Origin of the sequence: Neobacillus rhizosphaerae, from assembly GCF_050477885.1 — a bacterium.
Taxonomy (GTDB): Bacteria; Bacillota; Bacilli; order Bacillales; family Cytobacillaceae; genus Neobacillus; species Neobacillus rhizosphaerae_A.
Genome location: NZ_JBCNAC010000106.1, coordinates 1 through 14,701 on the forward strand (window position 1 = coordinate 1; position 14,701 = coordinate 14,701).

Sequence of the window (14,701 nt, forward strand, 5' to 3'; positions counted from 1 at the left end):
GGAAACGGGTAACGTAGAAGCGGTCTACGTGACCGAAACGATACGTGAAAAGGATAGCGGGTAACGTAGAAGCGGTCTACGTGACCGAAGTGGTTCGTGAAAAGGGTAGTGGGTAACGTAGAAGGAGTATACGTGACCGAAGTGGGTGTTGAAAAGGGGATCGGGTAACGTAGAAGGAGTCTACGTGACCGAAGTGGGTGTTGAAAAGGGTATCGGGTAACGTAGAAGGAGTCTACGTGACCGAAGTGGGTGTTGAAAAGGGAAACGGGTAACGTAGAAGGAGTATACGTGACCGAAGTGGTTCGTGAAAAGGGAAACGGGTAACGTAGAAGCGGTCTACGTGACCGAAACGATACGTGAAAAGGATAGCGGGTCACGTAGAAGGAGTCTACGTGACCGAAGTGGTTCGTGAAAAGGGAAACAGGTAACGTAGAAGGAGTATACGTTACCGAAGTGGTTCGTGAAAAGGGAAACGGGTAACGTAGAAGCGGTCTACGTGACCGAAACGATAAGTGAAAAGGGTAGCGGGTAACGTAGAAGCGGTCTACGTGACCGAAGTGGTTCGTGAAAAGGGTAGTGGGTAACGTAGAAGGAGTATACGTTACCGAAGTGGTTCGTGAAAAGGGTAGCGGGTAACGTAGAAGGAGTCTACGTGACCGAAGTGGTTCGTGAAAAGGGAAACGGGTAACGTAGAAGGAGTCTACGTGACCGAAACGCTCCAGGAAAAGAGCAACGGGTAACCTAGAGAGAACCTGATTAGGGTAGAACCAATGAAAACAAAAACCAAAAAAAGTTAAAAAAAAATAGGCAAACTAGTGATTGACATTAACGCAGCGTAAAGGTGTATCGTTTATTTATAGGAGGTGAACGAATGGAGTATACAGTGCAAAAACTGGCACAATTGGCGGGGGTCAGCACCAGGACCCTTCGGTACTATGATGAAATTGGAATTCTTAAGCCGGCAAGAATGAATTCATCAGGCTATCGAATTTACGGGCAAGCAGAAGTGGATCGCCTGCAACAAATCATGTTTTATCGAGAACTAGATATCAGCTTAGATAGCATAAAAGAAATCATAACTGCCCCTGATTTTGATGGTGCTGCTGCACTTAGAGAACATCGTAAAAAACTCCTTGAGAGAAAAGAACAATTAGATCGCTTGATTGCCAATGTAGATAAAACAATTGCATTAAAAGAAGGGAGAATAGAGATGCCAAATAAAGAAAAATTCGAAGGCTTTAAGAAAAAAATGATCGAAGACAACGAAAAAAAGTACGGAAAGGAAATTCGTACAAAGTACGGAAATGACACTGTTGAACAATCTAATGCGAAACTGCAGAATATGACGCAAGAACAATATGACCATGCTACAAAGTTAGCAGAAGAAGTGACAAAAACCTTAGCAGAGGCCTTCAAAACGGGAGATCCCGCAGGTGAACTTGCTCAAAAAGCAGCTGACCTTCATAAGCAGTGGTTATGTTATTATTGGAATGAATATAACAAGGAGGCACATGCCGGCCTCGCCCAAATGTATGTAGATGATGAACGATTTACCGCTTATTATGATAAAGAACAGCCTGGTACGGCAGAATTTTTAAGAGATGCCATTCACATTTACACAGGTTTGAAAAAATAAGCTAACTAATCCCCTGTAACTAGGCTTGCCGCCGGTACAGGGGATTTTTAAGTGAAATATTATTTCGTAAAAATGTCATTGTCCTTAGCGAGAGGAAACGCTTATAATTAAATTGAATTTTTAGAATAATTTAACAAAAAAGGAGTGAATGAACTATGAACATCGCTTCCCAAGGCACAGAGAAAAGAGGAGAAAATACCTATACATTTGATGCATTTGTTGAAAAGCGTGACAACCTGGATTGGTATCGTGATGAGCCTTTTTTACAAAAAACAATGAAACATTTTACTGCGACTCGGTATGAACAAATCCATAAAAAGATTATGGAGTTTTCACCTACAGTCTCAAATGAATGGAATCGACTAGCAGAACGAGCTGCCAGACCTGAAGTACGTCCGTATATGCTCCACTATGATGCGTTTAACCATCGAATAGACCGGGTTGTCCGTCCGATGGAAGTCCACAAGCTTGAACAAGGTGTTTTCGGTGAAGGGTTATTTTCGAGTCAAATGGAACCATGGGAGAGCTTTGTGAAGAGAATGTTAATTCACCAATTAGGTGAAGCGGGGGTAACCTGTCCAATGACATGTACACATGGACTCATTGCGCTTCTCGATCAATTTCCAAATGAAGAATATCCAGAACTTCAAGATATTTTACAGCATTCAAAAGAAGGAATAAATGGAGAGTTTGCTATAGGGGCACAGTTTATGTCGGAAATCCAAGGTGGTTCTGACTTACCTGCTAATCTTCTTGAGGCCGTTCCGGATGGAAAGGATTTTCTTCTTTATGGGAATAAATTCTTCTGTTCGGTAGCCCATGCAGATTATTCTGTTGTGACAGCAAAAGTGACTGGCACGAATAAAGTTTCAACTTTCATTGTCCCGTCCTGGCTACCGGGGGACAAAGAAAAGGAAAAGAGAAATGGCTATCAAATTAATCGAATAAAATGGAAAATGGGCACGTCTGAAGTACCAACAGGTGAAATTCAATACAACGGGGCACTTGCCTATCCAATCGGTCCTTTAGGTAAAGGCGTGGCAGTGGCGGTAGGAATTGTACTTACCCTGTCCCGTTTAGAAATTGGGATTGCATGTGCTGGGTTTATGCTTCGTGCGTCAAGAGAAGCAAAGCTATACAGTGATTTTAGGACGGTTTTTGGAAAAAAGGTGAAGGATTATCCGCTGGCTGCGAGCAAATTAAAACAGATTGAAAATGCTGCCGAGCGTACCACAGCGGGGGCATTTAAAGTATATGATTTGTTCTTGAAGCTAGAGCAGCCACTAAACCCAGGAATAAAGTCGAATCATCCGCTGGAAGTCCAAAAACAACTCTTCAATCTAAGGGAACTGATTTTATTGCAAAAAATGTGTGTAACTAATGAAGGAGCCGAAGTATTACGCGAGGCCATATCCGTTTTCGCTGGGCATGGAGTAATGGAGGAGTTCTCCTCGCTACCACGCATTTTCCGAGATGTAGTGGTCAATGAACAATGGGAAGGTCCTCGTAATTTATTGTTAACACAAGTATATCGTGATCTTCAAAGAGTATCAGAATGGTATTCTCCCGCTGATTTTGTCAAAAGTGTATTGGATGGGGCGTCTACAGAAACGATTAAGCAGTTCACCGAACAATTAGAAGATTTAATGCAAAGACCTGTTCTAGGGGAAGTAAGCGAAGCGTCCTTAGAAGCAGCAACAGAATGGGACCATTTCTGTGATGGGTTCTTTAAAATGTACCAAAAAATCGCGCTCGCAGAAATAAACTAACGTATCGTGGGATGGTGCTAATTAGCCATCCTTTTTGTATACTTATCCCGCCCTTAATGAATACTTAAACAGAAGGTCTGAATTGAGGGGTGCAAATATGAAGAAAGTAACGCCAGTATTCTGGATAGCAGTTATTATTTGTCTACTATTTATTATTTGGGGGACTATTCCTGAGCGATATTTACCAAATGGAAACCTTCAGCATGTAACAAGTATAATTCAAAGTTCTATTATTGAAAAATTTGGCTGGTTTTATCTCCTCTCCGCTAGTGGTTTTTTGGTTTTTGCACTAGCACTAATCTTTACGAAATATGGGAACATAAAGCTTGGGAAAGACACAGACCAACCTGAATTTAACAGCCTAACATGGTTTGCAATGTTATTTAGCGCGGGAATGGGCATTGGGCTTGTATTTTGGGGCGTGGCAGAGCCATTATCACATTATTATGAACCTCCTGTTGGAAAGGGACAAACTGCAGAATCGGCCAGAATGGCCATTAGATATTCCTTTTTTCATTGGGGATTACATCCATGGGCCATTTATGCTGTGATCGGATTAATTCTAGCCTATTTCAATTTTCGAAAGGATACTGCAGGGGTTGTGAGTAAAATCCTTAAACCACTCTTCGGGAATCGAGTAGAAGGTCCGTTGGGGATAGTATTCGATTTTATCGCCATATTTGCCACCATTTTCGGTGTCGCCACATCATTGGGATTTGGAGCTACCCAAATTAGCGGAGGAGCTTCTTATATGCTTCCTGCAATACAAAATAATTTTACGACCCAGCTTATCATTATCATGGTCGTTACTGTTCTCTATATGTTATCTGCATCAACCGGATTGGATAAAGGGATTGCCTTTTTAAGTAATGCAAATATTATTTTGGCCATCGCTCTCATGCTGTTTCTGTTATTTTCGGGACCAACCAATTTTATTATGGACTTATTTACAACCACTATTGGAAGTTATCTGCAGAATCTAACAGCAATGAGCTTTAGGCTGAGCCCCTTTGAACAAAATTCGTGGGTTCAGGATTGGACCATTTTTTACTGGGCGTGGTGGATTGCATGGGCTCCATTTGTAGGTACCTTTATAGCTAGGGTTTCAAAAGGGAGAACCATTAGAGAATTTGTCATTGGTGTCTTACTGGTTCCCACTGTGTTTGGTGCTTTATGGTTTTCTGTATTTGGGGGATCATCAGTCTACTTGGAGTACTTTCAACATCAAAATATCATGGACATTATCAATCAAAGGGGGCAGGAAATTGCTTTGTTTTCAGTTCTAATGCATTTTCCATTCGGAAAGGTTATGTCTTTTATCGCCATTTTTCTTATCGGAACATTCTTCATAACATCAGCGGATTCGGCCACTTTTGTCCTAGGAATGCAATCAACTGGAGGAGATCTTAATCCGCCAAATGGAGTGAAGTTAGTTTGGGGGATTATTCAGTCGGCATCTGCAGCTGTATTACTTTGGGCAGGGGGATTAGGTGCATTACAAACAGCCTCCATCATTGCAGCATTTCCTTTTACTATTATAATGATTTTAATGATTCTATCCTTTATCAAAACTATTAAAACAGAAAAAATCCAACGGGTTCAATATCGGGAACCTAGAGAAGAATAAACACTTACTTTGGTGCCTGACCCCCGGTGCGTTAATACGTTAGCGCGACGCGGTGCCAGGCGCTTTTTTAATTTTTTTTTTACTTAATTGACAAATTTCGATGGTAACTCTAAAGTAGTATATGTCATAATAATTTTAATATTTTATAAATTTTAATATTTCAGAAGAATATTTAGGTTTACGAAATAAATAGTCAAAGTAGGTGTAAATGTGGACAAAGATCCTATTCTTCGCATAAAGGATTTAAAGGTATCTTTTCAATCAGGGAAGAAGTTTGTCCCAGCTGTGGATGGTATTAGTTTTGATTTAAGGGATGGAGAAATCCTTGGAATCGTAGGGGAATCTGGAAGTGGGAAAAGTGTAACGTCCTTAGCTACGATGGGTCTAATTCCTTCACCGCCTGGAAAGATCGAGAATGGAGAAATTATTTTTGAAGGAAGAGATCTGAAAAATATCTCGGAAAAAGAGTGGCGGAAAATCCGTGGAAATCAAATATCAATGATCTTCCAAGAACCCATGACATCACTAAATCCCTTATTTACGATAGGGAATCAACTAATGGAAGCCATCAAATTACATACTGACCTAACAAAGGTCCAAATTAAGCAGCGTTGTGTCGAACTATTAAAATTAGTCGGAATCCCACGGGCAGAAGGGATTCTTAAAGAATATCCTCATCAGTTATCAGGTGGAATGAGGCAAAGGGTTATGATTGCCATGGCAATGGCCTGTAATCCAAAGGTGCTCATTGCGGACGAGCCCACAACTGCTCTTGATGTAACTATTCAAGCTCAGATTCTCGCACTAATGAAGGATTTAAACCAAAAGACGAATACTTCCATCATTTTAATCACTCATGATTTAGGGGTGGTAGCGGAAATCTGTGAACGAGTCATTGTTATGTACTCCGGTCAAATCGTCGAACAAGGTGATGTACGAACGATACTCAAGAATCCTCAGCATCCTTACACAATAGGTTTGCTAAAATCTGTTCCAGATTTAAGAGGGAAAAAAGAGCGTCTATACAGTATTCCCGGAACCGTTCCTACTCCAGGTTCTGTTCACAAGGGATGCCGATTTGCTGCAAGATGTTCTGAGGTATTTTCACAATGCTATGAAGAATCACCACAATTATATAAAACGGAAAAAGACGGACATGAAGTACGCTGTTTCCTACATACATTGAAGGGGAGTGATAAACATGTCGGAGTTACTTCTTGAGGTAAACGGACTGAAAAAATACTTTCCAATTACGGGCGGCCTGTTGGGAAGGAAGCAAGGAGAAGTCAAAGCGGTTGATGATGTTTCTTTTTATGTGAAAAAAGGAGAGACCTTAGGAATCGTAGGGGAAAGTGGTTGCGGAAAATCAACGACTGGCCGACTACTCATGCGCTTAATCGAAGCAAGTGACGGGAAGGTCGTCTTTGAAGATAAAGAGATTACTAGCTTGTCAAAGGCTGAGTTAAGAAAAACACGAAGAGATATTCAAATGGTGTTCCAGGATCCCTATGCATCATTAAACCCAAGACATTCTATCGAGCAGATTCTGGAGGAGCCTTTGATTGTCCATGGAATAGGGACAAAAGAGGAACGGAAGAAGCAAGTAAGAGAGATGCTCGAGGTGGTGGGCTTAAGCAGCTACCATGCGAAACGATATCCGCATCAATTTAGCGGCGGTCAGCGTCAGCGTATTGGGATCGCCAAGGCATTAATGACAAAACCGAAGTTAATTATTGCGGACGAACCTGTATCTGCACTTGATGTTTCGATTCAGGCTCAAGTTCTCAACTTGATGAAAGAGATACAAAAGGAATTTCAACTTACCTACATATTTATCGCACATGATCTTGGGGTGGTTCGTCATATTAGTGATCGTGTGGGTGTCATGTATTTAGGAAGATTAATAGAGTTAGCTGATAGTGAGGAGCTTTACGAGAATCCAAAGCATCCTTATACAAAAGCACTTCTTTCAGCCGTACCGATACCAGATCCTGATGTTAAGAAGAAAACAATTTTAATTGAAGGGGAGCTTCCTAGTCCAGCCAATCCTCCTTCTGGTTGTGCCTTCCATACAAGATGCAAGGAATGCATGGATATTTGTAAAACTACTAGACCGCAGGAAAGTAATCTCAATGGTCATTTTGTAGCCTGTCACTTATATAACCAGTGATTGGCTGCATTGATGATATAAAAACAAAGCATATAGGGGGTAAAAACACGTATGAAGAAAAAAACGTTTAAGCTGCTGTTAGTTTCTTTATTAGCCGTCAGCATGTTCCTGGTTGGCTGCAACAGCAAAAGCAATAGTAATGAAAAAGATGGCAAAGAAACGAGTAAAGGAAAAGATACGTTAATCTATGCCCGTGGTGTAGATTCTACTTCACTTGATCCCATCACAACCACTGAAGGGGATACCTTTAAAGTAACAGAAAATATTTTTGATACTCTGTTAGATTATGGTGAACAGGATACAACGGTCCACCCGAAGCTTGCAAAAAGCTGGGAAGTTAGTGCAGATTCATTGACCTATACATTCAAGCTACAAGAGGGAGTAAAGTTCCATGACGGCACTGATTTCAATGCCGATGCAGTTGTGTATAACTTTGATCGCTGGATGAATGGCGACGCTGATAAATTCCCTTACTACACCATGTTTGGCGGATTCAAAGCGGACGAAGGTCACGTTATTAAAGAGGTTAAAGCGGTTGATGCCAATACAGTTCAATTTGTGTTGAAAAGACCTCAAGCCCCATTCTTAAAGAACTTGGCAATGTCCCCATTCGGAATTGCCAGCCCAGCAGCTCTTAAGAAATACGGCGACGATTTCAGAAGCCATCCAGTTGGAACAGGTCCATTCAAATTTGTTGAGTGGAAACAAAATGACCGAATTACCCTTGAAAAGAATGCTGATTACTGGCAAAAGGGATTACCTAAGTTAAACAAAGTTATTTTCCGTGTTATTCCAGAAAACACAGCCCGCCTAAATGCCTTAGTAAATGGCGAAGTGGATATGATGGACGGCTTAAACAATTCTGATTCCAAAACGGTAACGGATAACCCTAATCTTCAATTAATCGAACGTCCTTCGATGAACGTAGGCTACTTAGGCTTTACATTAACTCGTAAACCATTTGACAACAAGCTTGTTCGTCAAGCTTTAAACCATGCGATTGATAAGAAGGCAATTATTGATGCATTCTACGGAGGTCAAGCAGAGCCTGCTAAAAATCCAATGCCACCTTCAATTGAAGGGTACAATGATGCAGTAGAAGAATATGACTTTGACTTAGAAAAGGCAAAAGCATTATTAAAAGAAGCTGGATACCCAGATGGATTTGAAATGGATCTATGGGCAATGCCGGTTGCACGTCTTTACATGCCTGAAGCACAAAAGGTTGCTGAGGTTATTCAGGAAAGCTTTAGCAAGATTGGCGTAAAAGCCAAAATCCAATCTGTTGACTGGGCTACTTATTTAGACAAAGCTGCAAAAGGTGAATTTGACTCTTATATGCTTGGCTGGACAGGTGACAATGGCGACCCAGATAACTTCTTATACACATTGTTAGACAAGGACAGCATTGGAGCAAATAACTATTCATTCTATAGTAACGACCAATTACATGACATTTTAATAAAAGCACAGCAAGAAACTGATCAGGCGAAGCGTAACGATCTTTACAAACAAGCTCAAGAAATCATCCATGAAGATGCTCCGTGGGTACCGCTTGTTCACTCTAGACCACTGTCTGCAGCAAGTAAAGATGTTATCAATTATTTACCGCACCCAACAGGTTCTGAAGCTCTCGACAAAGTCGAATTTAAAAAATAAGCGGTAAAAAGGGGAGGGGGTTTTACCTCCCCTTTTATTACTCAAAAGTAAGATCCAGTATCTTTTTAAAAGGGGTGAGAAGGTTGTTTACTTATACGGTCCGTCGTGTTTTTTCATTAATTCCCGTATTATTTGGAATGACTCTCATTGTTTTTGCGATTATCCATGCTATTCCTGGTAATCCTGCACAGGTAATTCTTGGACAAAGGGCAACGAAAGAAGCGATTGCCACGCTAACAGAACAATTAGGATTGAACAGGCCTTGGTACATACAATATGGAGATTATATTAATGCCCTCCTTCATGGGGATTTAGGAATTTCCCTCCGGACAAGGGGGCCTATTAATGCAGAGGTTTGGCCATATTTAGCAGCAACACTTGAATTAACCATTGTAGCTATGCTTATTGCCATTATCATTGGTGTAAATGCCGGAATTATCAGTGCTTGGTTTTCAAGATCATGGTTTGATTATGGTGCAATGGTATTTGCTCTAATCGGGGTTTCGATGCCAATTTTTTGGCTTGGTTTAATGCTTCAATGGGCATTTGCTATTGATTTAGGGTGGCTTCCAACGACAGGAAGGGAGGATGCCAGGGACCCTGTTACAGCGATAACGAATATTTATTTGCTTGATACAATTATGCAAGGAAGATTTGATCAATTCGTTGTCGTTATCAAGCACATCATTTTGCCAGCTTCGGCCCTTGCAACAATCCCGATGGCAATTATTGCAAGGATGACGCGTGCAACGATGCTTGAGGTAATGAAATCAGATTACATCCGGACAGCAAGAGCAAAGGGAGTAAGTATGTTTTGGGTGGTTTATAAGCACTCTTTAAAGAATGCTGTTATTCCGGTGCTTACCATTATCGGCTTGCAAACAGGGCTGCTTTTGGGAGGAGCTATTCTGACGGAGACCATTTTCGGGTGGCCGGGAATAGGCAGGTATTTATACGATGCCATTGCTTATCGAGATTATCCTGTTATCCAGTCAGGGATTTTAATTATTGCAGCGATCTTTGTACTCATTAATTTAATTGTGGATCTTTTGTATGTATTTGTGGATCCAAGAATTAAATATACGAAATAGAGGAGGGATGAGTAGTGGCAGAACTTGCAAAAAGCGCAACAGATCTATCTGTGAAAGCTGTTGAAGAAAAGCTGACATCTCCCTGGAAGGAAGCCTTGCAGTCTTTTGGAAAAAATAAATTAGCTGTTGCTGGTTTAGGAATTGTTGTCTTCTTTATTATTATAGCTATTTTGGCTCCTGTCATTTCACCATATAGTTATAAGGAGCAGGTGTTGTCTGACCGAATGCTGGCACCCTCCAGTGAACATTGGTTTGGAACAGATGATTTTGGACGAGATATCTTTTCGCGAATACTGTATGGTGCAAGAATTTCTTTATGGGTAGGTTTTTTCTCAGTATTAGGATCTGTTGTATTTGGAACCATGCTTGGAATTGTAGCAGGCTATTATGGCCGCTGGGTTGATGCAATTATCTCTAGAATTTTTGATATCATGCTCGCGTTTCCTAGTATTCTATTAGCTATCGCAGTGGTTGCTATCCTTGGGCCTTCGTTGAAAAATGCCTTGATTGCGATTGCTGTTATTAATATTCCAAACTTTGGACGATTAGTTCGCTCAAAGGTACTAAGTGTAAAGCAAGAAGAGTATATTATGGCGGCTAGAGCAGTTGGAATGAGAGATATACGGATTCTCTTAAGTCATATTTTGCCGAATAGTATTTCTCCTGTTATTGTCCAAGCGACACTTGCCATCGCTACTGCCATTATTGAGGCTGCAGCTCTTGGCTTCCTTGGAATGGGGGCACAGGCTCCAACACCTGAGTGGGGTAAAATGCTGGCGGATTCAAAAAATTACATCACACAGGCCCCATGGACCTTATTCTTTCCGGGTATCGCCATTATGTTGACGGTTCTTGGCTTTAACCTAATGGGTGACGGCTTAAGGGATATCCTTGATCCGAAGATGAAGAATTAATACTGCTCCATTACAAGACTCCATTGGGGTCTTTTTCTTTTGGGGTCAGGCACTAAAGTTAGTTTCTAAATTTTCAATTAAGCATTATAATGATGTAAAACATGCGGGGTTGTCCATAGGGGGAGCGAAGGGTGAAAAACAATGACAAAAGTATTGTATTTATTGGGTTTATGGGGGTTGGAAAGACAACAGTTGGAAAGCTTGTCTCCAAAAAACTTAATCGCCCATTTATCGATATAGATGAAGAAATTGAAAAGGAATATCAAATGCCAGTCTCACAAATTTTTAATCAAATAGGTGAAAAGGCTTTTAGACAAAGAGAGAAAAGTTTGATTTCGAATCTAGCTGAACAAGAGCAGAAGATCATTTCTGTTGGCGGTGGTGCTTTTTTACAGGAAGAAATCAGACAAGTATGCTTAAATTCATGCATTGTCATATACCTCAATTTATCATTGGAAAACTGGAAAAATAGATTGGAATTGATTATTGAGAGCCGGCCTGTGTTACAAGGTAAATCAAAAGCAGCAATGGAAGATTTATTTTATACAAGACAAGCAATCTATTCACAACATCATTTGAAAATAGAAACAGATAACAAAACTCCAAATGAAATTGCAGACGAAATAATTGATACACTAGTAACGAACTTCGGCGTAAAGAAAAGGTGAAGAAGATGACACGAAAAACAATTACCGTTAAAGGGATTACGATTGGAGAAGGCCAGCCCAAAATATGCGTGTCAATGATGGGAAGTTCATTGTCACAGTTATTGGAGGAAGCCGAGCATGTCAAAACGCTCGAAGCGGACGTGGTGGAATGGCGTGTTGATTTTTTTGACCAGGTCGAACAAATTGATGCAGTGAAAGAGGCATTAAGGGAAATTCGTGTGGTTTTATCAGAGATCCCCCTGATTTTCACGTTTAGAAGTGCAAAAGAGGGTGGCGAAAAGGAAATCAGTACAGCCTATTATTTTGAGTTAAACCAGTCCGTGGCAGAAACAGGATTAGTAGACTTGATAGATATGGAATTGTTCAATGAAGAGGAAGCTGTCAAATCATTCATTGATGCAGCACATGGACAAGGAGTCTATGTAATCATCTCGAATCATGACTTTCATCAAACCCCTCCAAAAGAAGAAATTATTTCCCGTTTGCGTAAAGCGCAGAAATTAGGGGGAGATATCCCTAAAATTGCTGTCATGCCAACCAGTTCAACCGATGTGCTTACTCTCTTAGAGGCAACTAATACAATGAATGAACAATTCGCTGATCGACCATTTATAACGATGTCAATGGCAGGCAAAGGGGTCATCAGTCGATTGACAGGTGAATTATTTGGTTCTGCCCTTACGTTTGGAGCAGCGAAAAAGGCTTCTGCTCCTGGACAGGTACCCGTCAAGGAATTACGAGGCGTTTTAAAAATGTTACATGCAAATTTATAAAAATGAAGCAATATTAGCGATGAAGGATGTTGTCCTTTCTTTATTTATGAAAAAGCCAGTATAATCATGAATAGGAGTTGAGACAAATGAATAAAAAAGATATCGCTAATATCCGCAAACAATTTAAACTAGACAATCACAACCTGCAAATTCGAGAAATCTTTAATGTGTATGTCCAAAAGGAATCAGGAGAAATTTATCATCAAGTCAGTCAGCCGTTTCAAATGTTAGAACAGGAAACACAGGAATTGTTTTTAGCCAACTTTAAAAAAGTGTTAACGGGTCAACTGGATGCTAAACTGTTCGAGCTGAAATTCATGAGGGATGTGGAAGACAGCACCCAAATGTTCCTTTACGAAGGATTACAACAAGATACAACGGAAGACTGGAAAGAATACATGTTGGAAATTGTCGTGAAAATGTTTGCCAACACGGTTTATGAATTTGATACCGTGGTGACATTTATCCGAGGAGAATATAGAAAACCGACCAGAAAGCGTAACACGGAATCTGAAGAAGGCGGAGATGACCAGGTCTATTCCAACGGGTTTATTCTATGCAGTCTCAATAAAACGGATGTGCCGAAAAAAGCCCTGATGTTTGATTATATTGAGAAGGAATTTAAATCCTACAACGTCTTTGATCCCATTATTAATTTAGATTCTCCCTTATCCGGCTTCCTTTTCCCTGCCTTAAACGATAATGCAGCAGATGTAAACCATATTCTCTACTGTGCAGGGAAAGCAAATCAACCGGATGTTAGATTTATGGAAGAAGTGCTTAATTGTGAAGAGATAATAACTGCCCAGGAAGATAAGGACTGTTTCGATTTTATCTTAAAAGAAGTGATCGGAGACGAAGTGGATTCTCGCGTGATTTCCAATGTATATGAGGAAATTGATAAACTGGTTCAGGAGAATCAAGAGAAAGAAGAAAGTGAAATCCCTACGTTGGATTCTCGGGATATCGAACGCATTTTAACGGTAAGCGGCGTTGAAAATGTAGAGACGGCAAAAGTGGAACATGCCCTTAAGGCAATCGTAGATGATGAAAAACACGAATTTAAGGCCAGCAACTTAGTTCCGAAAACCATCAAAATCGAGACCAAGGTGGCCAATGTTTCGATTAACCCGAAAGACCTGAAATATGTAAAATACATTACGTTCCAAGGTAAACGATGTTTATTGTTGGAAATAGATGAAGACGTGGTCGTGGAAGGTTTTCGACTTGAAGAATCAGAAACATACTAATGTGTTTTAGACTTTGAATTGAAGGATCTGGGGACCAGATGGTTGTTTAAAGCAGGATGATTCCTGCTTTTTTTTTGTGATTTTCTCGAGTTGGCAATTAATTCCCAATATTTGTAGAATTACTCCTTTATTTTGTAGAATTAATTGAAATTTTGTAGAATTCCCTCTCGATTTTGTAGAAAAACTCAGGGAATCGGCCCTTTCGAAGTGGAATTGGGAGTTATTTTCCAACTTTTGTAGAATCCGACCTCGATTTTGTAGAATTAATTAAAATTTTGTAGAATTCCTCCCCAATTTTGTAGAATTACTTCCTCATTGTATAGAATTTTCTTCTAAATCTTGTTCTAAAAACAAAAAACACATGAAACCTCTCTCTAGTTTTTCGGAACTACGCTTTTTCATACGAAGGTTGGGGAGATTCATGGCACTTTATTATTTGGACGGTGATTAATGATTTATTTACTATACAAAGAGGATTAATCGAGTTAAAATAACAATAAGCATATAATTCCAATAAGAAAGGTTGGTTTTTAAATGTCAAAAGCTATTCGTTCAATTCCTCGTCCTCTTGTAAAGACAAATCAAGGGGTGATTGTTATAAGTGTTCTGTTAACATGGTTCTCTGGTTTGGAGTGGTTTTTATTAATTCCGTTACTTTCGGGATTAACTGGGCTTTTTTTAGGTTTTAATCCGATTATGCAGCTGGGAAAACTATTTTTAAAAAAGGATCCAAAGGCCTATATTCCGGAAGATTGGGCACAACAGCAATTTAATCAAACCATTGCCGTCATTTGTCTAGGTATTGGGTTTATCAGCTTTTTACTAGGGTTGAATGTTGTTGGATATATTTTCACCATAATGGTTGCACTAGCAGCATTTGTTGCCATTCTCGGTTTTTGTGTTGGCTGTTTTATCCACTTCCAATGGAATCAATATAAATATAGACGAACTCTTCAACAATAAAGAGTTATTTTTTTAAAATTGAAGCTCTTGCTACTAGGCAAGGGCTTTTTTATAAGGTAAGAAAAATTTGTCACAGCCACAGTCCTTGATAGTGTGGTATTTTATGTCCCGATTCAATGGAAAGAAGCCCGCCCGGTAAATAGAAGAAGTTTCTAATGCCGGAGCTAAGAGAAAAAGTGCC

12 protein-coding genes are annotated in these 14,701 nt (G+C 40.1%); all 12 read left to right on the forward strand.

Annotated elements, in window-relative coordinates:
* Positions 1-871 precede the first annotated feature (871 nt).
* The 12 genes from ABES03_RS14575 to ABES03_RS14630 all read left to right on the forward strand — a co-directional run bounded on the left by ABES03_RS14575 (position 872) and on the right by ABES03_RS14630 (position 14,520).
* The gene (locus ABES03_RS14575) at positions 872-1,636 is read left to right on the forward strand and encodes a MerR family transcriptional regulator (protein WP_430118045.1); all 765 of its coding nucleotides are present in this window, start codon (positions 872-874) and stop codon (positions 1,634-1,636) included.
* Positions 1,637-1,791: 155 nt separating this feature from the next.
* Complete coding sequence (locus ABES03_RS14580) at positions 1,792-3,405, forward strand: acyl-CoA dehydrogenase family protein (RefSeq protein ID WP_430118046.1); 1,614 nt, start codon at positions 1,792-1,794, stop codon at positions 3,403-3,405.
* A 97-nt stretch (positions 3,406-3,502) separates the two neighbouring features.
* A complete protein-coding gene (locus tag ABES03_RS14585; RefSeq protein WP_430118047.1) occupies positions 3,503-5,032 on the forward strand; it encodes a glycine betaine uptake BCCT transporter in 1,530 nt (509 codons plus the stop codon).
* Between the two features lie 210 nt (positions 5,033-5,242).
* Entirely contained in the window at positions 5,243-6,253 is a 1,011-nt protein-coding gene (locus ABES03_RS14590; RefSeq protein ID WP_430118048.1) for an ABC transporter ATP-binding protein, read from the forward strand.
* Entirely contained in the window at positions 6,234-7,202 is a 969-nt protein-coding gene (locus ABES03_RS14595; RefSeq protein WP_430118049.1) for an ABC transporter ATP-binding protein, read from the forward strand. Before ABES03_RS14590 ends, ABES03_RS14595 begins: the two co-directional genes overlap by 20 nt.
* A gap of 51 nt (positions 7,203-7,253) precedes the next feature.
* Positions 7,254-8,861 carry an ABC transporter substrate-binding protein gene (locus tag ABES03_RS14600; protein ID WP_430118050.1) on the forward strand — a complete coding sequence of 536 codons (1,608 nt, stop codon included), beginning with the start codon at positions 7,254-7,256 and terminating at the stop codon, positions 8,859-8,861.
* Positions 8,862-8,944: 83 nt separating this feature from the next.
* Positions 8,945-9,952: an ABC transporter permease gene (locus tag ABES03_RS14605; RefSeq protein WP_430118051.1), complete on the forward strand. Its 1,008-nt coding sequence runs from the start codon at positions 8,945-8,947 to the stop codon at positions 9,950-9,952.
* A 14-nt stretch (positions 9,953-9,966) separates the two neighbouring features.
* Positions 9,967-10,866 carry an ABC transporter permease gene (locus ABES03_RS14610; protein ID WP_430118052.1) on the forward strand — a complete coding sequence of 300 codons (900 nt, stop codon included), beginning with the start codon at positions 9,967-9,969 and terminating at the stop codon, positions 10,864-10,866.
* 131 nt (positions 10,867-10,997) lie between these two features.
* The gene (locus tag ABES03_RS14615; RefSeq protein WP_430118053.1) at positions 10,998-11,534 is read left to right on the forward strand and encodes a shikimate kinase; all 537 of its coding nucleotides are present in this window, start codon (positions 10,998-11,000) and stop codon (positions 11,532-11,534) included.
* Positions 11,535-11,539: 5 nt separating this feature from the next.
* The gene (gene aroD / locus ABES03_RS14620) at positions 11,540-12,307 is read left to right on the forward strand and encodes a type I 3-dehydroquinate dehydratase (RefSeq protein WP_430118054.1); all 768 of its coding nucleotides are present in this window, start codon (positions 11,540-11,542) and stop codon (positions 12,305-12,307) included.
* Between the two features lie 86 nt (positions 12,308-12,393).
* A complete protein-coding gene (locus ABES03_RS14625) occupies positions 12,394-13,557 on the forward strand; it encodes a DUF4317 domain-containing protein (RefSeq protein ID WP_430118055.1) in 1,164 nt (387 codons plus the stop codon).
* Positions 13,558-14,091: 534 nt separating this feature from the next.
* Entirely contained in the window at positions 14,092-14,520 is a 429-nt protein-coding gene (locus ABES03_RS14630) for a DUF4395 domain-containing protein (protein WP_430118056.1), read from the forward strand.
* Positions 14,521-14,701: the final 181 nt, after the last annotated feature.

Coding starts and splice junctions, on each gene's coding strand:
- ABES03_RS14575 (WP_430118045.1), top strand. CDS start 872: ATGGAGTATACAGTGCAAAAACTGGCACAATTGGCGGGGGTCAGCACC.
- ABES03_RS14585 (WP_430118047.1), top strand. CDS start 3,503: ATGAAGAAAGTAACGCCAGTATTCTGGATAGCAGTTATTATTTGTCTA.
- ABES03_RS14595 (WP_430118049.1), top strand. CDS start 6,234: ATGTCGGAGTTACTTCTTGAGGTAAACGGACTGAAAAAATACTTTCCA.
- ABES03_RS14600 (WP_430118050.1), top strand. CDS start 7,254: ATGAAGAAAAAAACGTTTAAGCTGCTGTTAGTTTCTTTATTAGCCGTC.
- aroD (WP_430118054.1), top strand. CDS start 11,540: ATGACACGAAAAACAATTACCGTTAAAGGGATTACGATTGGAGAAGGC.
- ABES03_RS14625 (WP_430118055.1), top strand. CDS start 12,394: ATGAATAAAAAAGATATCGCTAATATCCGCAAACAATTTAAACTAGAC.
- ABES03_RS14630 (WP_430118056.1), top strand. CDS start 14,092: ATGTCAAAAGCTATTCGTTCAATTCCTCGTCCTCTTGTAAAGACAAAT.
- ABES03_RS14580 (WP_430118046.1), top strand. CDS start 1,792: ATGAACATCGCTTCCCAAGGCACAGAGAAAAGAGGAGAAAATACCTAT.